Source organism: Pontiella desulfatans (assembly GCF_900890425.1).
Classification (GTDB): domain Bacteria; phylum Verrucomicrobiota; class Kiritimatiellia; order Kiritimatiellales; family Pontiellaceae; genus Pontiella; species Pontiella desulfatans.
The window spans coordinates 863961-890138 of the sequence record NZ_CAAHFG010000001.1 but is presented as its reverse complement, the minus strand read 5'-3'; the positions used below and the strand labels follow the sequence as shown (position 1 = coordinate 890138).

26 protein-coding genes and 1 tRNA gene are annotated in these 26178 nt (G+C 55.3%); 14 read left to right on the top strand and 13 right to left on the bottom strand.

The window, feature by feature from the left end:
- Positions 1-115: 115 nt before the first annotated feature.
- The 9 genes from E9954_RS32250 to E9954_RS03330 all read right to left on the bottom strand — a co-directional run bounded on the left by E9954_RS32250 (position 116) and on the right by E9954_RS03330 (position 7824).
- On the bottom strand, positions 116-262 hold the full coding sequence (locus tag E9954_RS32250; protein ID WP_168441927.1) for a nucleotidyltransferase family protein: 147 nt from the start codon (positions 260-262) through the stop codon (positions 116-118).
- Positions 263-313: 51 nt separating this feature from the next.
- The gene (locus E9954_RS03365) at positions 314-1318 is read right to left on the bottom strand and encodes a GDP-L-fucose synthase family protein (RefSeq protein WP_168441926.1); all 1005 of its coding nucleotides are present in this window, start codon (positions 1316-1318) and stop codon (positions 314-316) included.
- 38 nt (positions 1319-1356) lie between these two features.
- Complete coding sequence (locus tag E9954_RS03360) at positions 1357-1737, bottom strand: four helix bundle protein (protein ID WP_136077824.1); 381 nt, start codon at positions 1735-1737, stop codon at positions 1357-1359.
- Positions 1738-1780: 43 nt separating this feature from the next.
- Positions 1781-2833, bottom strand: coding sequence for a GDP-mannose 4,6-dehydratase (gmd, locus tag E9954_RS03355; protein ID WP_136077823.1), 1053 nt, complete (start codon positions 2831-2833; stop codon positions 1781-1783).
- An 18-nt stretch (positions 2834-2851) separates the two neighbouring features.
- A complete protein-coding gene (gene rfbA, locus E9954_RS03350; RefSeq protein WP_136077822.1) occupies positions 2852-3724 on the bottom strand; it encodes a glucose-1-phosphate thymidylyltransferase RfbA in 873 nt (290 codons plus the stop codon).
- A 13-nt stretch (positions 3725-3737) separates the two neighbouring features.
- A complete protein-coding gene (gene rfbB, locus E9954_RS03345; protein WP_136080127.1) occupies positions 3738-4787 on the bottom strand; it encodes a dTDP-glucose 4,6-dehydratase in 1050 nt (349 codons plus the stop codon).
- Between the two features lie 23 nt (positions 4788-4810).
- The gene (gene glmS / locus E9954_RS03340) at positions 4811-6649 is read right to left on the bottom strand and encodes a glutamine--fructose-6-phosphate transaminase (isomerizing) (protein ID WP_136077821.1); all 1839 of its coding nucleotides are present in this window, start codon (positions 6647-6649) and stop codon (positions 4811-4813) included.
- 119 nt (positions 6650-6768) lie between these two features.
- A complete protein-coding gene (locus E9954_RS03335; RefSeq protein WP_136077820.1) occupies positions 6769-7320 on the bottom strand; it encodes a transcription termination/antitermination NusG family protein in 552 nt (183 codons plus the stop codon).
- 3 nt (positions 7321-7323) lie between these two features.
- Positions 7324-7824 (bottom strand): GbsR/MarR family transcriptional regulator, encoded by a 501-nt coding sequence (locus E9954_RS03330; RefSeq protein ID WP_136077819.1) that lies wholly within the window; start codon positions 7822-7824, stop codon positions 7324-7326.
- Positions 7825-8019: 195 nt separating this feature from the next.
- On the opposite strand from E9954_RS03330, the gene E9954_RS03325 reads away from it, so the two are divergent.
- From E9954_RS03325 to E9954_RS03270, 14 genes are all read left to right on the top strand, one after another.
- Positions 8020-8766, top strand: a complete 747-nt coding sequence (locus E9954_RS03325; protein WP_136077818.1) for a phosphoadenylyl-sulfate reductase — start codon at positions 8020-8022, stop codon at positions 8764-8766.
- Positions 8767-8776: 10 nt separating this feature from the next.
- Positions 8777-9679, top strand: coding sequence for a sulfate adenylyltransferase subunit CysD (cysD, locus tag E9954_RS03320; RefSeq protein ID WP_136077817.1), 903 nt, complete (start codon positions 8777-8779; stop codon positions 9677-9679).
- Positions 9680-9725: 46 nt separating this feature from the next.
- Positions 9726-11573 carry a sulfate adenylyltransferase subunit CysN gene (gene cysN / locus E9954_RS03315; protein WP_136077816.1) on the top strand — a complete coding sequence of 616 codons (1848 nt, stop codon included), beginning with the start codon at positions 9726-9728 and terminating at the stop codon, positions 11571-11573.
- Positions 11574-11582: 9 nt separating this feature from the next.
- On the top strand, positions 11583-11999 hold the full coding sequence (locus E9954_RS03310; RefSeq protein WP_136077815.1) for an RrF2 family transcriptional regulator: 417 nt from the start codon (positions 11583-11585) through the stop codon (positions 11997-11999).
- 84 nt (positions 12000-12083) lie between these two features.
- Complete coding sequence (locus E9954_RS03305) at positions 12084-12533, top strand: helix-turn-helix domain-containing protein (protein WP_136077814.1); 450 nt, start codon at positions 12084-12086, stop codon at positions 12531-12533.
- A 503-nt stretch (positions 12534-13036) separates the two neighbouring features.
- A complete protein-coding gene (locus tag E9954_RS33800; protein ID WP_136080126.1) occupies positions 13037-13276 on the top strand; it encodes a GIY-YIG nuclease family protein in 240 nt (79 codons plus the stop codon).
- A tRNA-Ser gene (locus E9954_RS03295) sits at positions 13263-13350 on the top strand. Before E9954_RS33800 ends, E9954_RS03295 begins: the two co-directional genes overlap by 14 nt.
- Positions 13351-13436: 86 nt before the next feature.
- Positions 13437-13670, top strand: coding sequence for a DUF6538 domain-containing protein (locus E9954_RS33795; protein ID WP_407947710.1), 234 nt, complete (start codon positions 13437-13439; stop codon positions 13668-13670).
- A gap of 139 nt (positions 13671-13809) precedes the next feature.
- Positions 13810-15138, top strand: a complete 1329-nt coding sequence (locus E9954_RS03290; RefSeq protein WP_168441925.1) for a hypothetical protein — start codon at positions 13810-13812, stop codon at positions 15136-15138.
- Positions 15139-15147: 9 nt separating this feature from the next.
- Positions 15148-16314 (top strand): hypothetical protein, encoded by a 1167-nt coding sequence (locus tag E9954_RS03285; protein WP_136077812.1) that lies wholly within the window; start codon positions 15148-15150, stop codon positions 16312-16314.
- A 9-nt stretch (positions 16315-16323) separates the two neighbouring features.
- Complete coding sequence (locus tag E9954_RS03280; protein ID WP_136077811.1) at positions 16324-17256, top strand: ABC-three component system protein; 933 nt, start codon at positions 16324-16326, stop codon at positions 17254-17256.
- Entirely contained in the window at positions 17253-17501 is a 249-nt protein-coding gene (locus E9954_RS33790; RefSeq protein ID WP_407947709.1) for an ABC-three component system middle component 8, read from the top strand. Before E9954_RS03280 ends, E9954_RS33790 begins: the two co-directional genes overlap by 4 nt.
- Positions 17498-19294: a DUF2326 domain-containing protein gene (locus E9954_RS03275; protein WP_136077810.1), complete on the top strand. Its 1797-nt coding sequence runs from the start codon at positions 17498-17500 to the stop codon at positions 19292-19294. Before E9954_RS33790 ends, E9954_RS03275 begins: the two co-directional genes overlap by 4 nt.
- A 294-nt stretch (positions 19295-19588) precedes the next feature.
- On the top strand, positions 19589-22000 hold the full coding sequence (locus tag E9954_RS03270; protein WP_136077809.1) for an EF-hand domain-containing protein: 2412 nt from the start codon (positions 19589-19591) through the stop codon (positions 21998-22000).
- A gap of 27 nt (positions 22001-22027) precedes the next feature.
- Here the strand turns inward: E9954_RS03270 and E9954_RS03265 are convergent, their stop codons facing one another.
- The 4 genes from E9954_RS03265 to E9954_RS32245 form a co-directional block, all read right to left on the bottom strand.
- Complete coding sequence (locus E9954_RS03265) at positions 22028-24337, bottom strand: heavy metal translocating P-type ATPase (protein WP_136077808.1); 2310 nt, start codon at positions 24335-24337, stop codon at positions 22028-22030.
- Positions 24338-24419: 82 nt separating this feature from the next.
- The gene (locus E9954_RS03260) at positions 24420-25100 is read right to left on the bottom strand and encodes a sulfite exporter TauE/SafE family protein (protein WP_136077807.1); all 681 of its coding nucleotides are present in this window, start codon (positions 25098-25100) and stop codon (positions 24420-24422) included.
- Positions 25101-25184: 84 nt separating this feature from the next.
- A complete protein-coding gene (locus E9954_RS03255; RefSeq protein WP_136077806.1) occupies positions 25185-25946 on the bottom strand; it encodes a 4Fe-4S binding protein in 762 nt (253 codons plus the stop codon).
- 81 nt (positions 25947-26027) lie between these two features.
- Positions 26028-26168, bottom strand: coding sequence for a hypothetical protein (locus E9954_RS32245; RefSeq protein WP_168441924.1), 141 nt, complete (start codon positions 26166-26168; stop codon positions 26028-26030).
- Positions 26169-26178 lie beyond the last annotated feature (10 nt).

Here is a 26178-nt window from a genome sequence, read left to right as displayed (position 1 = left end):
CCTAATAGCCCAAAGTCAAAACCATCACAAACAAATTCTTACATTTTTACGAAACTCGTTGTTAGTATTTTTTACTAGATGGAAGGAAAAAGAAGCCGACCGACAGGGAACGCGGTTAATCCAACAAATCAGATCCTTCCCGAACGGTTCCATCAACGGCAGACCCGAGCAACAGGCAGAATGCCACATCGCCATAACGCGCTTGGATGACATCCGCGAGTCGCTGGACATCAAACCCGACATCGCCCGTGTGTGTATTCAAATGTGCCTTGGATATTCCCATGGAACGTAAATAGCTGTTTTACAAAGACTATTACAGATATCTCTGTTTAAAATCCTCATAGGCGCGGGCGATGCCTTCCCGCATGTCGATCTTGGGCGACCAGCCGAGGCTCATGAGCTTGGAGGAGTCCATCAATTTGCGCGGGGTGCCGTCGGGTTTGGAGGTATCCCACTCGATTTCGCCTTTGTAGCCAACAACAGAAGCAACAGTTTCGGCGAGCTCCTTGATGGAGGTCTCCTTGCCGGAACCAACATTGACGTGCGACTGCACCGTGCCGGTTTCGTCCTCGAACGCCACATCGGAATAGTCGATCTTCTCAAGCAGGAAGACACACGCTTCAGCCAGGTCGTCACTATAGAGGAATTCCCGGAATGGCGATCCACTGCCCCAGCAACTCACCTTTTCCACCCCTTGTTCTTTCGCCTCATGGAAACGGCGGATGAAGGCCGGGAGCACGTGCGAGTTTTCCGGGTGGTAGTTGTCGCCCGGGCCATACATGTTGGTCGGCATGGCGGAAATAAAGTTCGTGCCGTACTGCCGGTTGTAGGCATCGCACAACCGGATGCCGGCGATCTTGGCAATGGCGTACGGTTCGTTGGTCGGCTCCAGGGGCCCGGTCAAGAGATGCTCCTCCTTCATCGGCTGCGGCGCGAGCTTGGGATAGATGCAGCTCGACCCCAGGAACAGCAGCTTTTTCACGCCATGCTTTTTTGCTGCATGGATGACGTTCATCTCGATCATCATGTTTTCATAGATGAACTGTCCTCGGTAGGTGTTGTTGGCGACAATGCCCCCCACCTTGGCGGCGACCAGCACGACATACTCCGGCTTTTCCGAAGCAAAGAAATCATCGACCGCCTGCTGGTTGATCAGATCGACTTCATCGACCGACTTGCCAATCAAATTGGTGTAGCCATGCCGTTCCAGCGCGCGCCAGATGCCGGAACCAACGAGCCCCAAATGGCCGGCGACGTAGATCCGCGCATCGCGCGGGATGCTGGTTGTTGGTTGTTGGTTGTTGGTTGCTGAGTTCATGTCTAAGAATCCAAGTTGCTGAGTTGTTGACTTGCTGTTCAATTATCGGGAACACCATTAGCAGCACAACGCTTGAGATAGGAAATGTACCCATTAAGCACCTTCCATGCATCTTCAAGCAACACCCTTAGGGTGCCATATACTTCTGCCGTTAGATATTCTTCGTCCAAAGCTACATTCAGGTGTTCCAACGTCTCAGTTAGGGAACCACGCGCGGTACGGCAGAACTGAATATTTTCCTGATGATGGTGACGCCCATAGCCTTCGGCGATATTCGCGGTAATGGAACGGGAAGACCTGATGATCTGATCCTTGAGCCGATATTCCTCTTCTCGCGGAAGGGTTTTGCAGAACAAAGACACCTCTTTGCGGAGCTTCCTTGCCAACATATAGCACTCCAAATCCTCAAACGTATTCATTCCGAGGAACCTCCCCAGCAACCATCAACAGAACAACCGACGACTAAAAGCCCACCTCATACTTTGGATCATCCAGCAGTCGAAGATCGCCGTCGGTCATGATCTGGACGAGTTCAGCAAACTTGACCTTGGGTTCCCAACCCAGCTGGCGCTTGGCTTTCGAGGGATCCCCGAGGAGCTGCTCAACTTCGCAGGGGCGGTAGTAGCGCGGGTCGATGCGGACCACGGTCTTGCCGGTCGAGGTGTCGATGCCCTCTTCGTCCACCTCGGAGCCCTTCCATTCGATCTTCCGGCCCACGTGCTCGAAGGATTTTTCAATGAATTCGCGCACGGTATGCATTTCACCGGTGGCCACCACATAGTCGTCGGGCGTGTCTTGCTGAAGCATCATCCACATCATCTCGACATAGTCGGGCGCATAGCCCCAGTCGCGCAGGGCATCGATGTTGCCCATGTAGAGACAGTCCTGGAGACCGCGATGGATACGGGCCACGGCCATGGTGATCTTGCGGGTTACGAAGGTTTCGCCACGGCGCGGGGACTCGTGATTGAACAGGATGCCGTTGCTGGCGTGAAGATTGTACGACTCCCGGTAGTTCTTGGTGATCCAGTAGCCATACTGCTTGGCCACGGCATAGGGTGAGCGCGGGTAGAACGGCGTGGTTTCCGTCTGCGGAACCTCCATTACCTTCCCGTAAAGCTCCGAAGTCGAAGCCTGGTAGAAACGGGCATTGATCCCGGTCTCCTTGATCGCGTCGAGAAAGCGTAGCACGCCCAGCGCGTCGGCCTCGGCGGTGTATTCCGGCACCTCGAACGAAACCTGCACGTGCGATTGCGCCGCAAGGTTGTAGATTTCGGCTGGCCCGATCTGCTCGATCATGCGGTTGAGGTTGCTTGAGTCGGTAAGATCGCCATGGTGCAGGATCATCTGCGGGTTTCCTTCGTGCTGATCCTGGTAGAGGTGATCGATGCGAAGCGTGTTGAACGTACTCGCCCGACGGATGATGCCGTGCACCTCATAGCCCTTGCCGATCAAGAATTCGGTCAAGTACGATCCATCCTGCCCGGTGATCCCGGTAATCAATGCCTTTTTCATGTGTTCCCTTTTTTTTACCTAATAACGTCGTTTAACCAAGCCCAACAGGTATTGGCCATAGCTATTGTTCTTCATCGCCAGTCCCAAAGCCTTCAACTGGCCGACTTCTATGTACCCTCGACGAAACGCGATTTCCTCGATGCAGGAAATCTTCAAACCCTGCCGCTTCTCAATCGTTTCAACATAACTTGCCGCATCGTGCAAAGCATCATGCGTACCGGTATCGAGCCAGGCAAATCCTCGCCCAAGGTTGACCATATCCAGCTCACCCCATTCCATGTACCGGCGGATCAGATCCGTTACCTCCAATTCGCCGCGCGCGGAAGGTGTCAACTGTTCGGCAAGAGCCACCACACGACCATCGAAGAAATAGAGGCCGGTAACGGCCATGTTTGATTTTGGCGCCGCAGGCTTTTCCTCAATCGAAATCGGTTGCCCGGTTGCATCGAGTTCCACAACCCCATAGCGTTCCGGATCCCGAACGGGGTAAGTAAAGATGGTTGCCCCGCACTTCCTCCCGGCAGCCTCTGCCAACATTCCGGGGAAACCGTGTCCATAAAAAATATTGTCGCCCAGCACCAAGGCCACCGAGTCATCACCAATGAACTCCTTGCCGATAATGAAGGCCTGCGCCAAACCATCCGGACTCGGTTGCTCGGCGTAGCTAAACTTCATGCCGATCTTTGAACCATCCCCCAATAGCGTTTTAAACAAGGGAAGGTCGTGCGGTGTGCTGATGATCAACACATCACGGATCCCCGCCAGCATCAGGGTCGACAGCGGATAATAGATCATCGGCTTGTCGTAGACCGGCAGCATCTGCTTGCTCACCACCTGGGTCAGAGGATAGAGCCGGGTCCCCGATCCGCCCGCAAGTATAATTCCCTTCATCCCATTTCCCCCTTTATGCCTTCCCCAAACGTTCGCCCGAGTAGCGTCCCTCGCGGATCGGGCGCCACCACCAGTCGTTGTCGAGATACCATTGGATCGTGCGACGAATACCGGTATCGAAGTTTTCCTGCGCCTTCCAACCCAGCTCGGTTTCAAGCTTGGTGGCGTCAATCGCATAGCGAGCATCGTGCCCGGGGCGGTCGGCAACGAAGGTGATCAAATCCTTGTAGGAACCTTCGGTGCGCGGGCGGAGCTCGTCGAGAATGGAGCAGATGGTTTCCACGACTTCAAGGTTGGTGCGTTCGTTGCGGCCCCCGACGTTGTAGGTTTCGCCCAACTCGCCGGACGCGACCACGGCCACCAGGGCTTTTGCGTGGTCTTCAACGTAGAGCCAGTCGCGAATGTTGTCGCCCTTGCCATAGATCGGCAACGGTTTTTCATCCAGTGCGTTCAGGATCACGAGCGGGATCAGTTTTTCGGGAAAATGGTACGGGCCATAGTTATTCGAGCAATTGGTGATCACGACCGGTAGTCCATAGGTGTGGAACCAGGCCTTTACCAAATGATCGCTCGAGGCCTTGCTCGCCGAATAGGGTGAACGCGGATCATAGGGTGTGGTTTCCTCGAACAAGCCATCGTCCCCAAGCGAGCCATAGACCTCGTCGGTTGAAATGTGGTGGAAACGGAACCTCTCTTTCTTTCCTTCCGAAAGCCCATTCCAATAGTCGCGGGCACATTCCAGCATCGTGTAGGTGCCGACAATATTGGTTTCAATGAATGTCGCCGGGCCATCGATCGACCGGTCTACGTGCGATTCCGCCGCTAGGTGCATCACCGCGTCGGGTTGGTAATCCGCAAAAATTGCCGCAACGGCGGTTTTGTCGCAAACATCCGCTTTCTCAAAGCGGTAGAGCGGGCTGTCCTCGATTTCCTTCAACGACTCCGGAACCCCGGCATAGGTCAGCTTGTCGAGGTTCAGCACCTCGCATGCCTTGTCCTTCACCAGGTGGCGGCAAACCGCCGACCCAATGAAGCCAGCTCCTCCAGTTACCACTACTTTCAACACGACGGCTTGTTTCCCCTACCCTATTCCACCGTAACGGATTTTGCGAGGTTGCGGGGTTGGTCGATCTCGCAGCCGCGTGCGGCGGCGATGTGGTAGGAAAGCAACTGGAGCGCCACCACGGTCGGGATGGGGGTGATGCAGGGCGGGCAGTTGGGGACAACAATCACATCATCGAATTCATCGGCGATTGCTTCGTCGCCTTCGCTAACGACGGCAATGACCGGCGCATTGCGCGCCTTGCACTCCTCGGCGTTTCCAAGCGTCTTGTCCTTGCCGGGAATATTGTTGAGCAACGCCACAACCGGGGTGTTTTCCTGAAGCAGGGCAATCGGGCCGTGCTTGAGCTCGGCGGCGTGGTAGCCCTCGGCATGCACATAGCTGATTTCCTTGAGCTTGAGCGCCCCTTCGAGCGCCACCGGGAAGAGATACCCACGCCCGATGAAGAATGCGTTTTCGCACTGGGCATATTTTTGCGCAACCACCTTGATGGCTTCGTTCTGCTCCAGCACCTTTTCGACCAGCTCCGGCAACTTTTCGATCCAACGGGAAAGCTCTTCGCCCTCGTGCCGGGGCAGTCGACGCGTCCGGGCAATCTTAAGCGCCATCATCAGCATGACCGAAACCTGGCAGGTGAAGGCCTTGGTGGAGGCAACGCCGATTTCGGGGCCGGCATGCAGGTAGACGCCCCGCCCGGTTTCGCGCGCAATGGTGGAACCGACCACATTGCAGATGCCGGCGACAATCGCGCCCTTGTGCTTGGCCTCGCGCACGGCGGCGAGGGTGTCGGCGGTTTCGCCCGACTGGCTGATGGCCAGCACGAGGTCGTGCGGGGTGACGATCGGGTTGCGGTAGCGGAATTCGGCGGCCTGCTCCACTTCTGCGGGAATGCCGGCCATTTCCTCGAAGGCATACTCGCCCACCATGCCCGCGTGCATCGAGGTGCCGCAACCGACCACGAGAACGCGCCCGATTTGCGCGGCGTCGCGCGGGGAAAAATCGAGCCCGGAAAGGATGGCCGTTCCCATGTCGAAATCGAGGCGACCGCGGATGGCGTTACGGATGGCATCGGGCTGCTCGAACATTTCCTTGAGCATGAAGTGGTCGTATTCCCCCTTTTCGGCGGCGCCGTCTTCCCAATCCATTTTCGTGGTTTCGCGGTTGATCGGAGCGTGCTGGAGATCGAACATTTGCACGCCGTCCGCGGTGATCACCGCCATATCGAAGTCTTCGAGATAGACCGCATCGCGGGTGTGCGGGATAATGGCGGAGGCATCGCTGGCAATAACGGTTTCCTCCTTGCCCAAACCAAGGACAATCGGACTGCCGCAACGGGCCGTCACCAGCTTGCCCGGCTCCTTGTCGGTCATAACAACAATGCCATAGGTGCCCTTGACCTTCTTCAGCGCTTCGCTAACCGCCTTCTCGAGGTTGTCCTTGTAGCAATAGGCAATCAGTTGGATGAGGGTTTCGGAATCGGTGTCGGAAATGCATTCGATCCCGTTTTGCGCGAGCTTGGCGCGGATCTGCTTGTAGTTCTCGATGATCCCGTTGTGCACCATGGCGAAATGGCCGGAGGCATCGAGGTGCGGGTGTGCGTTGACCTCGTTGGGCGGGCCGTGCGTGGCCCAGCGCGTATGGCCGATGCCCAGCGTTGCTGCCCGAAGCGTCTCCACCCCGGAGGCATCCACCTTTTCCCTAAGCGCCTTGATCTTCCCGGGGTTCTTTACAACACCGATTTTCCCGCCGTGCAAACAGGCCACTCCAGCCGAGTCATACCCCCGGTATTCCATCCGCCGCAGACCGTCGACCAGAATATCCGATGCATTGCGTTTTCCAAAATACCCTACGATTCCACACATGACATAACTCCATTTGTACAGGCTTCCGCCCTCGGTCGTTCAGCCCTTTTGGCTGAAACCTTCCATGCATCCTCAAATTGTTTTGAATACCCAACCATGGGATATCCGGTGTGGCGGAATCAGTCTTCCGTCGCCACCCTGTGCTTGGGGCGGTGCTCCAAGGCTTCCGACGGGAACTCGGCTTCCACCAGTGTGCCGAGCATCTCCAGCAGAACCGCAACTCGATCCTCCGCCGGCATAACCTTGATCACCTTCACCTTAAGGCCGCGCATCGACCCTTCCAAAATCGTGGTTTCGTCGCCCACTTCGAGCGGAACACCGCCGTCCACCACATCGCCTTCGTCGAGATCGCTTTTCAGGGCTTCGATCATGGGGTCGGGAACGGGCACATATCGGTTGTTGAACTGGGGAATGTTCATGACGCCGACCGCGTAGGAAACGGCGCGCTTCATGTCGAACATGTCGAACCGCGCAAACAGATAGCCGGGGAACATCGCCTCCTGGAACCAAACGGGGCCGCGTACGGTTTTGCGGCGGAAGCGGATCTGCGGGCAGAAAACCTCCAGCCCATGCATCGAAGCCAGGTTGGCCGCCGCCATCCGCTCCTTCTTGGGCTTCGCGCGCACGCAATACCAATGCTCGCCCTTTTCAAACTGGAAGGTCTCTTCCATGGCCTAGCTACCGCCTATCAACTTCAACACGAGCGGCAGCGTCTTCCCGGCCCGGCGCTGCCAGTTTTCCAGCAGATCGATTTTTTCCAGCAAATCCTCGCGCTCTTCGCCCACATGCCGATCAAGCAATGCGCGAATGCGGTCGATGCGGTCCGCGCCGCTGGCGACATGCGGCTGGATCTGCTCGCTGGCGAAACCCGACGCAATTTTGCGCAACGAGGTTTCGGCCACATAGTAATCCTTGCGGTCGCCCGGAATATAGACCGTCCGGATGGCCCCGAACGAACGCAGGATCTTTAGCCCCTGGCTCGTCGACCCCTTGCTGATGTTCAATCTCAGCCGGCAATCGTCGAGACAGAGCGGATCGGTGGAAATGAACAGGATGCCGTAGAGCTCCCCCACCGAGCGCGGCAGGTTCAGCACATCGGCCATACGGACAAACAGAGCAATCACTTCGCTCTCGAGTTCGTTCAACGTTCGTAGGCTGTCGGTCGCACCATTCATGATGTTCAAAATTTACTGAACAAATCGGGCTTTGCAAACACAATTCCCCGACTTTTCCGCCAACCGCCTCCGAAACGGCATCAAATACCATTAATACACACTATACATTATAATTTTACTCACTTTTTACTTTACTATTCCGATCATCTATTTAGGTTATTGCCCTGTTGACACGAAAAGGACCCGAAACCGATCATGGAAAAAATTACCGAAAACCTAATCGAATCCCTGCAAAACGAGCTTTCCGAAGCATCTGCGCAGGAGATCGTCGCTTTTGCCGCCACCCACCTCGAATTCCCTGTTTTCGCGACCTCGCTCGGGGAGGAAGACCAGGTCATCACCGATATCATTGCAAAAGGCGGGTTGAATATTCCTGTTTTCACCCTCGATACTGGCCGGCTCTTCCCCGAAACCTACGAGCTGATCGCCACCACCGAGTCAACGTATGGCCTGAAGATCAAAACCACATTCCCCGATGCAAACGAGGTGGAGCGAATGGTGGCCGAGGAAGGCATCAACCTTTTCCGCAAGAGCATCGAGTCGCGCAAGCGCTGCTGCGGCGTGCGCAAGATGCAGCCGCTCCGGCGCATGCTCGGCCAATCCAGCGGCTGGATCTGCGGGCTGCGTCGCGACCAGTCGCCCACCCGCACCGGGATGCACGCAATCGAGTGGGATGCCGCCAACAACCTTCCCAAATTCAACCCGCTCATCGATTGGTCGCTCGACGATGTGCGCGCCTATATCCAGCAAAACGGCGTGCCCTGCAATCCGCTGCACGCCCAGGGCTTCGTGAGCATCGGCTGCGCCTGCTGCACCCGGGCCATCCAGCCCGGCGAGGATATCCGTGCCGGCCGCTGGTGGTGGGAAGCGCCGGAACAGAAGGAATGCGGCCTGCATGTGGCCGATGGAAAAATTGTTAGAACCAAGGATTTAAACCAATAGGAAACCATCCATGAAATATCAGCTCAGCCAGTTGAAACAGTTGGAAGCGGAGAGCATCCGCATCATCCGCGATGCCTACAGCCAGTTCGAGAATCCGGTCATGCTCTATTCGATCGGCAAGGATTCGGGCGTCATGGTGCGCCTTGCGCAAAAGGCGTTCTATCCGGGCAAAGTGCCCTTCCCGCTCATGCACATCGACTCCACCTTCAAGTTCAAGGAGATGATCCAGTTCCGCGACCAGTTCTGCAAAGACGAGGGTCTGGACCTGATTGTTCACCAGAACGCTGAAGGCAAAGCGGCGGGCGCCAACCCCTTCGAGCTGGGAAGCCGCAAATATACCGACCTCATGAAAACGCAGGCGCTGCTGGCGGGTCTGGATAAATACAAGTTCGACTGCGCCTTCGGCGGCGCCCGCCGCGACGAGGAAAAGTCGCGCGCCAAGGAGCGCATCTTTTCCTTCCGCGACCAGCATCACCAATGGGACCCGAAAAACCAGCGCCCCGAGCTCTGGGCAAACTACAACGCCCGCATCAATCCCGGCGAAAGCGTCCGCGTCTTCCCGCTCTCCAACTGGACGGAGCTCGACATCTGGCAATACATCCGACTCGAAAACCTTCCGATCGTGCCGCTCTACTTCGCCAAGAAGCGCACGGTGGTCGAATACAACGGCATGACCGTCATGGTCGACGACGACCGCCTGCCGCTCGACGGCCAAACGCCCCGCGAAGAGATGATCCGCTTCCGAACCCTCGGTTGCTACCCCCTCACCGGCGCCATTGCCTCCGAGGCCGACACCGTCGAAAAAATCGTGGAGGAAATGATGACCACCCGCCTCAGCGAACGCTCCACCCGCGCCATCGACAAAGACTCCGACTCCTCGATGGAACAGAAAAAACGCGAAGGCTACTTCTAAACCCAAATTACGCATCACTCGTTACGAATTACGTAAGGACAAAACCATGGATATCGATAATTTCTTGAACCAACACGAAAACAAAAGCCTGCTGCGCCTGCTGACCTGCGGATCGGTGGACGACGGGAAATCAACCCTGATCGGCCGCCTGCTCTACGACAGCAAGCTGATATTCGACGACCAGCTCAGCGCCCTGCACGCCGACTCCGAAAAAGTCGGCAACGCCGGCGAAGGCGAGATCGACTACGCCCTGCTCCTCGACGGCCTCAAGGCCGAGCGCGAGCAAGGCATCACCATCGATGTCGCCTACCGCTACTTCGCCACGCCCAAGCGCAAGTTCATCATTGCCGACACCCCCGGCCACGAGCAGTACACCCGCAACATGGCCACCGGAGCCTCCACCGCCGACCTGGCGCTCATCCTTATCGATGCGCGCTACGGCGTCATCACCCAGACCAAGCGCCACACCTTCCTCGTCTCGTTGCTTGGCCTCAAGCACATCGTCGTGGTCGTGAACAAGATGGACTTGAAGGATTACGACGAAGCCGTCTTCCACTCCATCAAAGCCGATTTCGAGGAATTCAGCGCCGACCTCAATCTGCCGAACGTCAGTTTCATTCCCATTTCCGCGCTCAAGGGCGACAACGTGGTGGAGAAATCCGATAAGACGGCGTGGTACAAAGGCGAGCCGCTGCTGCCCATCCTCGAGGAGGTCGATGTGGCCGCCGGACTCAACCTCGACGACTTCCGCTTCCCGGTGCAGCTCGTCAGCCGCCCGAACCTCGACTTCCGCGGCTTCGCCGGCACCGTGGCCTCGGGCACCGTCCGCCCCGGCGACAAGATCAAGGCGTTGCCCTCGCTCAAGGAATCCACCATCAAGCGCATCGTCACGGCCGACGGCGACCTCGAGGAAGCGTTTGCGTCGCAGGCGGTCACGCTCGAACTCAACGACGAGATCGACATTTCCAACGGCGAGATGATCGTGCATGCGGAAAACGTCCCGCACATTTCCAGCCATCTCGAAGCCTCCATTGTCTGGATGACCGAAACCCCGCTCAAGGAGGGTAAGACCTATGTGATCCGGCATACCAGCCGCACCACCAAGGCCAGCATTTCCGAACTCAAGTTCAGCGTCGATGTCAACACCTTGGAAAAGAATCCGACCACCGAGCTGAAGCTCAACGAGATCGGCCGCATTGTGCTGGCCACCCACCTGCCGCTCTTCTTCGACCCCTATGCGAAAAACCGCGAAACCGGCAGCTTCATCCTCATCGACCCGATCTCCAACACCACCGCCGGAGCAGGCATGATCGAAGGCCGCCTCACGGTGGACAAACCCGGCGCCGACGTCGGAGGCGAATCCGCAACCGTGGGCAGCGTCGACCGCCGCGAGTTCCTCTGGGAAAAGAGCCAGATCGATGCCGGGGTGCGCGCCAACCGCAACGGACACAAGGGCAAGGCCGTACTCTTCATCGGAAATGCCGCGAAGAAAAACGACCTGGCAAAATTCCTGGAACTCAAGTTGTTCAACAATCGCAACCAATCCTTCTACCTCGGCGTCAACAGCCTGATGGAAGGTCTCGACGCCGACCTGGAAAACAACTTCCAGAACCGGGAGGAGCACATCCGCCGCATCGGCGAGCTCGGCCGCATCCTGACCGATGCCGGCCTGATCTTCATCAGCGCACTGGATCGGATCGATGCCTATGAGTTGTCGTTGCTCAAACACCTCAACTCCCCCAACGAACTGCTGGTGATCAGCGTCGGCCAAAGCCCGGTCGATGACCACTTCATCGACCTGAAGCTTGGGGAAGAGATCGACCGCAACGACGCCATTGCACAGATCACCACCGAGCTCAACCGCCAAAACGTCTTCCCGGAATACACCATCTAGGAGACCGCGTTGAAACTCTCCACCAAGCCAAGATACGGCTTGCGCATCCTTGCGCAGATTGCCGCCGACGGGGGCGATGCCTCCCCCGTCAGCGGCAAGGAGGTGGCGCGCAAGCAAGGGATTTCGATCGCCTACATCGAGCAGATCCTGATCCCGATGCGCAACGCCGGGCTGGTGAGAACCGTGCGCGGGCGCAATGGCGGCTATATGCTCGACCGTCCCTCCGCGGAAATCACGTTGCTCGAAATCATCGAGCTGTTCGAAGGCAAACTCGAACTCGTTTCCGACCACGACACAAACACGGCCACCGAGATCTGGAACCGGCTGACCCACTCCCTGCGCAAACAGACCGGGGCCATCACCGTGGCCGATCTCGCCGAGCTCATCTCCGCCGAAAACCCGCCCATCATCGACTTCATGATCTAGCCGAAACACGGAAAATGTCATTGTTTCTTGCGGATTAATCCACATTCCCCTAAAACTCCAACTACAAAACAAAGGAGAAGCAGCATGTCGTTAATGAATGAACTGAAAACGGAAATCGGCCGCCTGGCCCGCAAGGAAATCAAAAAGGAACTCGAGCCCATCAAGCGAGTCAACGCGGCCCAACGAAAATTGATCGCCAACCTCCGGCGCGATGTTACCGAATTGCAAAGTGAAATCGCATGGCTACAAAAGGCGAGCGACAAGCCGCTTCCCGTTCAAGCCGACGATGAGTCCGCGCAAAATTTCTGGATCTCCGGCAAAGGCGTCCTCTCGTTGCGCAAGCGCCTCGGCATCACACAAATGGAATTGGCCAAGCTCGCCGACGTCTCCCACCAGACCGTGGTGCGCTGGGAAAAAACCTCGGGAAAGATTCCCTTCCGCAACAAACTCACCCCGCCGCGCATGCAGCAAATCCGCGCCATGGACAAACGCTCCGCCTGGGCCGAGCTGGAAAAAGAGCCGAAGAAAAAATAATCCAGCCCATCGAAGCGTGCCGTATTAGCAAGGGAGACCCTCGGGTCTCCCTTTTTATTGCGAACCCCAGGGTTAATCTATCCGTCAATTTCTTGTTTTCCTAACAAGTTTTCACCACCCGCAACGCTAGAGGACACTGAGTCGCAGAGGGGCTGGATGCTCTGTGGTTTAAAAAAAATGGTTGCGGCCTTTGCCGCGGCTACGTATTTCGAGGTTCATTACCGGTTTAAGGTTCACGGGTAATACGGAACTTTGCTGATAGGCAATTAACCTGAAGAGTCTCACCACAGAGCGCACGGAGGCACAGAGCAACCAATATATCTGCCACCCTCTGCGTCTCAGTGAACTCTGTGGTAAAAAATTCAAATCAGTTTAATTTGGTATGATTCCTTTTTTTACCCCAGGGGGTTCGAACACCCAGCAGCCGAAGGTTTCCAGCAGAATGGACTTGCGTTGAAAGCACCGGTCTTTATACATTCCGCCTCTTCCAAACGGAGAGATGTCTGAGTGCAGACGGCCGCGTTTGGCTCGAAGAGCCATCACGCGGGTTTAAGGCACCGCCCGATGAGCGCTTAAAATCGCACAATGCGGGCCGAGTAAAATCGACCAAGGCTTTCCGCCCTTGGGAGCGGGTTTTTCTGGAGGAACATCCAGACAGGAACACAGCGGAAAAGAGAGAGCGGTATCTCAAGTCAGGTTGGGGACGCCGTTGGCTCAAAAACAGATTTAGGAGAGATGTCTGAGTGGTTTAAGGTACCGGTCTTGAAAACCGGAGAGGCGCAAGCTTCCGGGGGTTCGAATCCCTCTCTCTCCGCCACCTTCCCTTTTTCTCTAGGAAATACCTAAAAACCTAGAGAAAAATGCGTTTTGCTACAAATTTATGCTACAAAATTTGGAGCAATTATGGTTATTACTATTACCATGAAAAACGTCATCCCACGGGGCAAGACCCTATACTTCCGACTAGCCGTTCCGGCAGACTGCCGTGAGGCGATTGGAAAGCGGGAAATCCTCCAGCCCCTGAAAACGTCAGATGAGTTAGAAGCTGCGGTAGGAGGAGGTGAAGGGAATGCTCCACCCTTCTTTTTTGCTCCAAGAAACCCAATGTCAGTCATTAGTCAAGTTTCTTATTTTTAACAATACACTTTAGCTGGTTGGTCTAATGGGCTAAATTAGAAACGAGTAGGTTTGACGCCTTGTGATTTCACTGGTGAAGGGTTGTTCGATAATTTAGTTAGGGGGAAATGTGAGGAATTTGGTATACTATTACGCACTCATGAGTGCTGAAGAGGTTCGTGAGCTGCTCATGGATATGGCCGAAGATGTTGCTGTTAGAAAGAGTGCTAGAACGGCATCCGAGAGTGAGCTGCCTACGATATTCTTTAAAGAATTGCAGACAGCTGCAAACATTTCCGACCCCACTGCTGAGCAGAGCACCATCCTGCGAGCCAGCACAGAACTTCTCATGAAGAAATTAAGGGTGCCATTTACCAGCAACCTGGATGATGAAGCCTTGTTTCGGTTGTTTCGGCGACATATTGGGGAAAAGATTATCAAGCAGGTTAAGCCCATGCTTACGGCCGGATACTTCATGACCAGATGTGATGACGAAGTTGACCAAGAGGAAGAGCGCATCCTTACGTTTTTCATTAAGAATCTGGATGTGCTCGAAGAGGTTAAGAAGGAGTTCTTAGCCGTTTTCTTTTCCGAGGCGGAAGCTTTGTATAAGAAAGCTGAGTCAAGCTCCATGGAAAAGGTTCTGGGCAAGATATGTGCATCGCAAGATGCAGGTGGCAAGGATCAGATTCTTCGGTTTACCTATTCAATGGCTTTGGCCAGCGATACTGTTAAGCGCAAGGAGTTGGCATTACACGAAACCCTTGCTCGGGTGATGAAGGTTGCACCGGATCGTGTGCTTGAAATTCGGGATGATGTTGAGGCGGAGCATGCACAGGATGAGGACGACAAACAATTAGGGAAAATCCTGGGATGCCGACACTTTAATGAACTTATTGTTTTTTCCGAAGTAACGAAGTTTTCACGGGGAGCAGTGGTTACGGGAGTGGCGGCTCTAACTGGTGTTGTCGGGATGGTGATTGCCTCAGGAGTCTTGTCTAAAGTGGATTACAAGAAGCTGAATGCAATTCTGTCCACACTCGCCCTGAAGGCCGAGGACGAGGTAAGGGAGGAGCGCATTATAGAGGTACGTAATATTTTCGAGAAACTCGCGGCGGAAACGGGTGAGATGTTGACGTTATGCTCGAACATTCACCTTTATCTGCAGAACATGAATAAAGCCTATTCTGAGGTTGCCGAGCAGGCTTGGCTCAAGGGGCTTTGGAATCAGATTTCTTCGGAGAATCGTCAAAATCTCACGGCAGGCGGTGCAATGTTGACTGTTGTAGCTCACGACGTTGGTAATCTTTTGTCGAAGATTGTTCAGCACCAGCAGACACTGACGACAGCTATCGATGAGCACTTCCGTTTGATTTCGTTGTCAGAAGAGCTTCAAGGGGCCGTTAAGCAGTTGGCCACACAAAATAAGCAGTTGGTAGAAATCGTGAAGGAAGCAGAATCCGCTGGAGTGACAGCCAACGCAGCATAAGGGGCACGCATGAGTATCGACACACGTGGAGCAGAGGGCATTGCCCCTGCTGTTTATTTCGCACACGACGCCGGGATATGGCGACATGTATCAGATCTGTTTAAACCCGAGTGGTTTCAGTTGCTCATGAAGGGCAATGGGGCTGGTTCAATCCAGACTGTTGAAGAATGGGGTAAGTGGTTGGGTGACTCCAAGAACTATGGTTCCTATCAGGGCCAAAATACCGGCCGTGTCGTCTTCGAGAAGTTAGTGTCTGAAGGGCATGCTCCTAACCTGTCAGGAGGAACTCTTTCAACGAGTGGCATTGATCAATACGTAGACTATGTTTCCAAGACGGGCGAGAATATTCAGCTAAAGCACTCTATTGGCGCTCATGTCGATCCCCAGATCCTTACAGGGAAATATAGTATCGCCAACGGAGTTGATGGGGTTGGAGTGAACTCCGAGACCTATCAGGCAATCTTAAATAAACCCGGTTTTATTGAATCATCTCCCGGCTCTGGAATCGCGGTTAACAGTGATACCGGAACCACGGTGATTGACAGTGGGATGAACAGCGATACATCGCGTGACATCCTCCTCAAGGCGCAAGATCATGCTCGCGACAATCTAGAAGCTTTCGATCTTACAGAGCACTTGGCGATCAACGCACTCAAGGCTGCGGGCATTGCTGCAGTGCTATCTTTTGCTATCAAGGGCTCGATCAACCTCTACAAGTGTTCGAAGGGAACCATGCGGAGCGATGACGCGGTGGATAATACTGTCAGTTGCTCTGTTCGTGCAGCTGTTACAGGCGGTGTCACCTCATTTGCAGTAGGTGCAACCATGGCGGCCATAGGTATCCCAACCGCAGGCCTTGGTTTGGCGGTAGCCATACCAGTCGGTGTCGCGACCGGTGCCGTAGTGGGAAAAACCGTCAATACGGCTTTTGACGCAGTGTATAACAACCTCATGGGAGGTGAGTTCATAACCATGGCTCGTAAGCAGAACGATGTATTGAACGCCATGTTTGGGAACTTAGAGCAACACTTCAGCATAGCAGAAGCCTACCAGGCTGAGCTTGATCGTAAGGCCGCGGAGTTGCCGGATGTGCCGTGGAATGAGCTTGAGTCAACAGTATTCATGGCCAAGAGCCAACTCAGTGAGACCCAAAGGTTTCTATCAAGTAGAGTTTGAGGTCATAATATGTCTCGTTTCCCAATACATGAGCTAACAGATGCAGAGTTTGAAGATTTGGTCACTCTTATATGCAGGGAGCTGCTCGGGGCAGGAGTTACCTCTTTTGCACCAGGGAAGGACGGGGGTAAGGATGCAAAGTTTGTTGGCAAAGCCTCATGCTTTCCCAGCGATACAGAGCCAGCGGAGGGTAAGTTTATTATTCAGGCAAAGCATACTTCATTTCCCTCTTCTTGTTCGGAATACGACTTTTCGACAACGATTATTAACAAAGAAATACCAAAGATAAAACGGCAGCATGAAGACGGGTTGCTAACCCATTATCTTATATTTACCAACCGCCGAAAGACTGGCGGTGCAGAGGATAAAATACCTCAGCGGATTAAAGATGAGACCGGTGTTGAGCATGTGTGGTTAAGAGGGTTGGAGGACATCGAACGCGAGTTGCTTGTTCACTCTCATATCGTAAGAATATCCGGCCTAGATAAACTCCGTTCTTCTATTCAGTTCACGCCTGAAGACATACGTGATGTGATTGTGCAGTTTCACGAACAACGGGACAACATCCCCACCTCGTTCGATAGTCAGCATGACTTTGAATATCCCGGTATGGCCAAGAAGAATGAGATCAACGGTGTTAGCGAGGAATACTACAAATACATCTGCGATGACTCGATGATGCACTTCTCAGATATACGGGCCTTTCTTAAAAACCCACGGAATCAAACAGAGGCTGACCAGTATCATGCAGTAGCTGATGAACTCAAGGGGCAGCTCATATTACACAAAGAACGTTACCCTAATTTTGATCATGCCCTCGAAGAGGTTGCCAAGCTCGTCCATCAACGCAGTCCCGAGTTGCAACCTGCTTCGAGGAGACGGTTGTCTAAAGTGTTGGTTCACTACATGTATGTCGACTGTGACATTGGAGAGAAAGAGTGATCCGGGCCGCTAAACATTTGAACTTGAATTCGTGTGTGCTACGGGCCGCCAGTATTCTACTGAAGAGCCTGCAGCGACACCGCATATGCAGTTACTCAGAGTTAAAGCAATCTCTCGAGCCGTTGGGCAACGATGGTGATGTTGTCTTTCTGCCGACGATTCACTTTCTCTATCTCCTGGGGCGCATAGAATACCACTCCCAAACCGACTGCTTTGAATACATTCACCCTAAAGGGAAGAAATGAAACTAAGTCGCCTATATACAAATCTACCAGAGTTGTTTGAACCCATCGACTTTGGGGACGGACTGAATGCGATACTTGCTCGTGTCCAATATCCTAAAGATCCGAATAAGCATTCTCACTGCCTAGGTAAGTCACTGCTGATCGAGGTAATAGACTTTGGACTGCTCTGCAATATGGGAAAGAACCACTTCTTAAAGACGCAAAGAACGCGGTTTGGAAAGTTCACGTTTTACCTGGAATTGCGTACGCATGTCGGGGGCTATATAACAATTCGCCGTTCTGTTTCAGAGCCGACGAAGATATCATTTAAACGCCACTCGTCCTCTCATCAGGACTTCTCCTGCCTAGACGATCTTCAGTGGGATCATGCCCGTATTACCTTTAAGCGTGCTCGCGTAATGCTGGATGGATTCCTAGGGCTGACATCGATTAAGCCCTGGGAGTATCGCAAGGGGGTTACGTATTTTTTAAGAAGTCAGAAAGACTACGGTGATGTCTTTCAGCTGGCCAAATTCAGTCGGGGTAAACATGCCGACTGGAAGCCTTACCTTGCGGATATACTAGGATTCAACGGAAAGCTGGTCAAAGCAAAATACAAAGCGGACGATTTTGTCTTGGAGCTTGAACAAAAGCAGGAGCAACTCCAGGCAGAAGTAACGGTCTCCGCACCTGAGTTTGAGAAACTGAAGGCTAATGTGGCCGTACTTCGTGATGGTGTTAAGGCTAAGGTCGAAGCCCTAGATCGATTTGATTTTCACTCGCAGGAAGCGGACCTTGCTAAATCTACTGCAGAGCAGGTAGAGGCCGACCTCGCAGAGGTTAACACTCTCGTTTACAACGCTCGCCACGATCTTGCTCAAATCGATCGCGGACTGCAGGAAAATGTTGAGTTCAATCTAGCTGATGTAAAGCGCGTGTTTGCTGAGGCAGAACTCGCCTTTCCTGGCCAGCTCTCTAAGGATTATGATGAACTGGTAGAGTTTAATCATCGTATCCTTCAGGAGAGGAAGACCAACTTAAAGCGTCGTGCCTCTGATCTCCGGCAGACTGTTCGCGACTATGAGGCAACTTCCAGTAAACTGTCGGAACAGCGCAGGAAGGCATTGGCGGTACTTGGTGGGACCGACAGCCTAAGAAAATATAAAGACCTGCAAAAACGGTTGGATGAAGACCGTGCTGCCCTAGCCCTTATGGAGCAAAAACTTAAGAAGGTTGCCGAGATTTCCTCGTTAAGTGAGAAGATACATAACGCTAAGATAGCCAGAGACAACCTGGCTTTCGATATTGAAAGAATGGTTGGAATGGCTCGGGGTGGCATACCGATCTACGAAGAGATCTCGCGAAACTTCAGCCGTATAGTAGAGGAAGTGCTACATCGAACAGCGGTGTTCTATGTGCAGTTGAATGGTAAGGGCAATCTGGACTTTATCGCACAGTTTACAGATCCACGATCCGAGACCACGGAAGAGCATCGGGGAAATACCTTTAAACAGATATTGTGCATGGCCTTTGATCTGGCAGTGCTCATTGCTTACAGGGAAGATCCTTTTTACCATTTCGTATACCATGATGGTGGGTTGGAGCAGAAGCAGGACAAGGTTAAACGGGCACTGCTTAAGATTGTGCGTGATACCGTGGAGAAGCATGGAATCCAGTATATTTTCAGTACACTCGATGAAGATCTACCAACGGAAGTGGGTGAAGAGGAGCTTAACCCACAGGCCTCCGAGCTGGTGCTAGAGCTACACGATGGTGGTCCCGATGGACGACTCTTTAAAATGGAAAGGTTTTAGGCTGTGTTAGGGTTCGGTAAAGAGCATGTGCGGAGAGCGGGATCTAGTCTTCATCGTGGCGGGTAACAGATCAAGCCCTTCACCGGATTCTGGAGGAGAGTGGTTCATCCCTATCCCGGGAACAGGTTGAAGAGGAATGGGACGGAGTAATTCGCGAGCGGATCGCGCGCTATCGCTGTTCCGGTCATCCATCAATCCAAACATCCACTCATCCATTTTCCATCGGTACGGTTGCGTCAAGTGTTTGTGCTTTTGGTTTGAGGGGGTTATTGCAACGTGGTAGGTATTTGCCCCATGTTTTTGCAAAATAGATATCGATGCGTCCTCGTTGCGGTGGCTGGCCTGCTGGTTGCCACTGCGTCCCATGCCAAAACCAACTATGTTGACGGTGCGGCCAAGGCCTCGATCGCGACGGGGGAATCGTGGAAAACGGCGTTCCCTTCCCTGCAACAGGCGATCGACGATGTGGCGGCGCTGGGGGGCGGCGAGGTGTGGGTTAAGGCGGGAACCTACAAGCCGGATGGCGACAACCGCCACACGACCTTTGCCTTGAAGCCGGGCGTTGCGGTCTACGGCGGTTTCCGGGGCAGTGAAACGGCCCTGGACCAGCGCAACCCCAAGGGGATCCGGACGATCCTTAGCGGCGACATCGGGCGCGCCGGTAGCAGCTCGGATAACTGCCACCATGTGGTCACCGGCGCATCGAACACGCGCCTGGATGGATTCACCGTATCGCGCGGCAACGCCAACTCGGGCGAAAACAACCAATACGGCGGCGGCCTGTTGCTTCCGGCGGGGACCGTGAACGCCACGGTGGCCAACTGCATCTTCGAAAAGAACGCCGCCATTTCGGGGGGGGCCATCCATTGCGAATCCTCGGCACTCACGGCCACCAACTGCACGTTTTTCTCCAACTCCGGCAAAACGGGGGGCGCGGTTTCGTTGTCGAAGGGTAGCTGGTTCGATTCGACCGACTGCGTATTCACCTCCAACTTTGCCCCGAAGGGTGGCGGCGCCATCGTGCTACCGACGGATTCGGAAGCCCGGATCAGCGGGGCCAGCTTTGCCTACAACTCCACCGACGCCAGCGGCGGCGCCATTCTGGCATCAACCGGCAAGAAGGCAGGCATTGCCCTGGAGCTGCATAAAACGAAATTCAGCGACAACAGCGCAAAGCTCAACGGCGGCGCCATTGCGCTCAAGGGCGAGTTTGTCCCGATCATCGCCAACTGCAGCTTTAGCAAGAACCTCTGCAGCAAGGGGGCGGGCGCCATCGGCATCGAGGCCGGCACCTCCGTCGTCGTCACCGACACCAGCTTCTTCAAGAATGCCGGAGCGGCCGGGCAGGACGACATCGGTAAGGACGATGCTTCGCGCGTCCTCCGCTCCGCCGACCGGGCGGACAAATATGCCGCCGCCAAAATAAGCGCCTCCATCCCCCGCTCAAGCTCGGCATCGCCGGCGGCCGCGCCAGCGGAATCGAAGCCCAAGCGACAGCTGGCCGATGTCTATGTGCACGATGCGCAAAACATTAAGGTGAAACTCCGTAGCATCGTGGCGGATGCCGGCCATACCGCCATTGCCCTGGGCGACCTGACCGACCCGGACTTTATTGGCCACTACCGGAATGTGGAGGCCGCCGCGCGCGACTACACGGCAAAGGGTGTCAACTTTTTCTACCTCTACCGCTTCCTGCGCCATCCCGAAAGCAATGGCTACATCGAACCCTTCATGCAACAGGAACGAGCGCGCCACGCCAAGGTGGCCGAAGAACTCCTTTTCACGGCGGTGCCGTGGTTGTACGACCTGATGGACAACCAGGCCGCCGAAGCGCTGGCCCCAGCGAACAAGAGCAACCTTTTCATCTTTTCGAATGCCGGAGAGGAAGTCTATGCCGGTGCCATTTCCGACGAAGCCGGCCTGCGCAAGGCGCTGGCGGAAATCGCCGGCGAAGTCGAGATCCCGACCACCGCGAGCGCCTTGCCCAACACCGAGCTGGGCGCCGGCTCCCCGGACAGCAAACTGGTCGAGCGCGCGAAGGTATTGATCGCCAGTGGCTTCCTGCCGCTGGAAACCACCCCGCTCGATCCCAATTCGCCCCACTATGTGAAGCTCCGCTTCGAGGGCGACAAGGAGCTGCTCGCAAGCGGCAATGGCAAGATCTACCTCGGCTTCCACATCGACCCGCTCTACGGCGTGGCCTGGAACAACCTGGGCGAACCGATGAAATATGCCCTGAAGACCCCGGTCGGGGTGGTTGCCCCGTCCATGAACAGCGCGCCCCGCGTGTCCGACCAAGCCACCGATGCCGAACCCCGCGAGTTCCTGCTGGAAGCACGCAAACTCGACCCCTCCAAACCGCTCATCCTGCAGGTCAACTATTCCGTGCACTCCCTCTCCGCGCGAAAGAACATCGAAGCCACGCAGCAATACCACATCTATCTCCAACCGGATCCGTTCGGCGGGCAGGTCATTGGACGCCAAGTTTCGGCGTCCAAGCCGGTGACCGGAGCCACCAAGACCGCCCAACCGAAAGGCAGCGCATTCGATGCCATGCTCCGGCGGTTCGATCTCGACCGCAACGGCAAGCTCTCCACCGACGAAGCCCTCGGGACGTTGCTTGAAAAATTCGGGACCATCGACGCCAATGGCGACGGGTTCATCATGGAAAACGAGTTCCTGCACTACCTCGAAACACGGCAATGACACGCTGCGGGGTTTTTTAAATCTTCGTTACGCCTTGCGCCCGGGGAGCGCCATGCCATGCATGGAGTTCCAGATGACGACGAGGTTGGAGAAGACCATCCCGACGGCGCAATATTTGGGCGAAAGCCAACCCACCCCCGCGAGGAACATGCCGACGATGTTGTAGAGAAAGGCCCAGCCATAGTTGAGGCGGATCTTGTGGCGCACCTTGCGCTGCATGAAGGGGAGATCGCACAGCTTGCCGATTTCGGGGACCATGAAGACGCCGTCGGCACTCATCTTGGCGGGGATTTGCCCGGAGAACACCGCGAGGCCGAAGTCGGCCGCGGCCAGGGCCTGGGCGTCGTTGATGCCGTCTCCCACCATCAACACGGCCTTGCCCTGCGCCTGAAGCGCGGCAATCTCGCGTTGCTTGTCGGTACTGCCCATTTCGCCATGGAAGTCGGCAATGCCCAGCTCGCCGGCCACCTGTTCGACCACCGCCTTGCGGTCGCCCGAGAAAATGTACGATTTCACCCCCTGCGCCTTGAGATCGGCCACCAATTGCTTCGACTCATCGCGCACGGTGTCCTTGAGGCCAACAATGCAATGGCAGCGCTCGGCATCGCCAAACATGACGATGGTCGACTCCTTCAGATCGGGAGGAATGCCGACATCCGGAAACAGGTCGGCACTGCCGGCCAGCCAGTGCTTTCCGTCCACCTTGGCGGAAACCACGGTACGGGCGATGGTGCGGTCGGCCACCGGGTACGGCGTTCCAACCAGCGCCAACGCACGGGCAATCGGATGCTCGATGCCGTTTTCGAGCGAGGCCAGGATGTCGAGCTGCTTCTGGTTCTTTTCAACCAGCCAAACCACCTTGTGCACTTCGGGTGCGCCGCGCGTGAGCGTACCGGTTTTATCGAAGACCGCCACCGCCGGCTTGAGCGCCAGCACGGTGCCATTGAAGATCTGGATGCCTAAGCCGCGCACCTTTTCGATGGCGGCGGTGAGCACCAGCGGCTCGGCGATCCCGAATGCGCAGGGACAGGCGACGATCAACACGCTCAGCATGCGGATGATCGCGTCGCCGCGGTCGCCAATGACGAGGTTGCCGAACAACACCACCAGGGCAACGCCGACCACGATGGGGACGAAGTATTGGCTGATGCGGTCGCCGAACGAAAGTTGCTCCTTGCGGGTATTGAAGGCTTCGATGGTGCTTTCGACAATCTTTTTGATGAGGTTGCTCTGGCCGGATGCCGGAACGGAAAGACGCGCATCCTCGGAAAGCAGCTTGGCCCCGGCGCCGACATAGTGCCCCTGCTCCAGCGAAACGCCGTGCGACTCGCCGGTGATCAGGCTGAAATCGAACTCGGCCGGAGCCATCAGGATGCCGTCGGTCGGAACAAACTCGCCGCGCTTCACGAGGAACTCCTGCCCCGGGCTCAGATCCTCAACCGCCGCATAATCCTCATCAACATCGATGCTTTCAACCCGCGCCTTTTTCGGCAACTGCCACGAGAGGGAGCTGACGCGGCGGCTGAGCTTTTTATAGAACGAGCCGGAGATCAGGTTGCCGGTTTCGATGAGCATCAACAGGAGCGTCACGACATCGAAATAGAGCCGGTGGAAATCGCCGGTGACCATGGAATAGACCGAATAGATCCACGCCGCCGTGGTGGAGAGCACCACGAGGCTCTCCATGCGGTATTGGCGCATCATGATTTGGCGGAAGCCATAGATCATGGTGGTGCGGGCGGCATAGAGCGGAACGAGTGTGCCGAAGACGGCGAGCAGGATCGAGCAGACCAGCTGCATGGCAAAGGGGACATCCCAGGTCTCGGCGGAATAGACCACGAACGAGATCATCATGTTGTTGAGCGCAAAGAACCAGCCGGCGCCGAAGCGGAAATAGTCGAAACCATCGCGCCTGGCATCCTCGCCCTCGTAGTATTTATAGCCGAGTCTTTCGACGTTCGAATGGATGTCGTCCTTGCCGATCTTCATCGGGTCGTAGGTGAGCGTGCAGGTTTCGGCGATAAAGTTGAGGTTGACGTTCCCCACGCCGTTGAGCTTCCCGAGGCTGTTGTGCACCAGCCACGAGCAGGCGGGGCACACCATGCCGCCGACGAGGAAACAGAGTTCCTGTCCATTTTCGATTTCGGCTTGCTCGGCATCGGCTTCCTCCCCTCCGGGAAAGACGCCCTCGAGCAGCTGGGCAATGCGCTCGTCGCGCTCGGAGCCATCCAGCCCCATCTTGCCGACGATCGTGTAGACCGCCGCGCAGCCCGGGCAGCAAAACTCGCCTTCCCCGCCGGGAACACTCCGATTACAAACTATGCAACGATCCGCCATTTTTTCTAACCACAAAGACACGAAGGTCACCAAGTTGCACAAAGCTGAATTCTTCGTGTACTTAGAGCCTTCGTGGTGTAAATTATCCCGTCGCCTCGGCAGGAATGAGCTTGAGGACAAACAAGACGCAATAGACAACACCGATAACCAAACAGATCCAGGGGAAGGCCTTTTCGAAGCGGGCGCCCCATTTCTTGTCGACCAAGCGACCGAGGGAAATGCCGAGCTGCATGACGAAGGTCTGGGTGACGACGAAGGCGAACATGAAGCCGCCGCCTTTCCACCAGCTCCCCTGTCCGACCGCCATGGCATAGGCGGCGTAGAGCATGCCGCAAGGGATCAGCGACGAACAGACGCCGCCGACCGTCAGCTTGCCCAAACTGCCGCTAAAGAGCTTCGACATCCAGTTGGTCTTGGGGGCCTTCAGTCCCTTTTTCCGGAAGGCATAGAACGCGATGAAAAACATCATGACACCGGGAAACAGCAACGAAAGCAATGCGCCGCGCAATGGATACTGGCCTTGCTGGCAACAAAAGTGCGCCGGGCCAATGTTGACGAATTCGCCAAAGGCGCCAAACAGGAACCCGGCCAGCGTATAGCCAACAATCCGACCAAGGTTGAACAGCGACAACGCCTTAAAGCTTTTCTCTCGATGAAGCGCACAGACGGAAATATGCAGGGGTCCGCACATGGCGTAGCAATGTGGAATGGCGACCCAGCCCAAACCGGCTCCTAGCATGATGGCGGCAATGAGTTCTTTCATAATTGCGTGTTACCCTATCACCTATCAGAGCAATTGCAATTCGAACCCGCACAAAAAGGACTATTCAGGTACTGAATGGCAAAATCAACGCCCGGCTTCCCCACTCTCAACCTGTGGATCGGTGAGGAGGAAGAGGGTGTTTCCTTCGCCGAGCTCGGAGGTGCAGGCCTCGGCGCAGAGGTTGCAGTTGGTGCAGTCGGTGCCTTTGCTCTCGAAACGGGCGCGCAACAGCATTGGGCAGACATCGTCGCAGCCCCGGCAATTGGTGCAGGTTTTTTCGGGGTTGGCGAATTCCATGTAGCGCGTGGTGTCGGACTGCAGCAGCATCTGGATCAGTGCGTAGGGGCAGCCCTTCTTGCAGAAGTGCTCCTGGTAGTGCACAAACAGGCCCAGGAAGCCGAGGAACAGCGCGGATGCAATCCCGATGATGGGCAAGTGCCCGGAGGCGATCAGCCGGAGCTGGTTATCCAACGGTTGGAAAAACGACAGGATGACCTCGACGGAGAGCACCGCAAAAAAGACCGACCAGCCCCAAACCTTTGCCGGACGCGAAGCCGCCGTTTTGTTTTTCGGGCTATTGACGATCTCCAAAAAGAGATGCATCGGGCAGAGGTGCGAGCAGAAGATCCGACCCTTGCTCATCCCCCGGAACACAACGAAAAGGATCAGCGCCACGATCGTGAACAACGGATAGAACATGGTGGAGAGACCAAAGCGCGCGCCGAAGACGCGGATGCATTCATTCTCCAAATCAAAGCAAACCAAGCGGAGCGGGATGCTCAGGAGCATGATCATCGCCACTGCCTGGATGATCCGTCTCCGGTTCGTGTATTTGGACTTAGCCATATTGATTGCAACGCATGAATGGAAAGCAACGAATCTCAACGAACGAACATTCGCGGCCTTCCATGCATGCGTTGCCAAATCTTAAGGATTGAAGTTGAGGATCAGATAGACGATGCAGACAATCGTCAGGACCACCTCGACGGCAATGTTGAACTTGCCGATATCGGCATGGCCTTGCTTGATCTCGGTGGTGGACTCGAGTTCGTATTGTTTCTCTCCCATTGCAAACCTC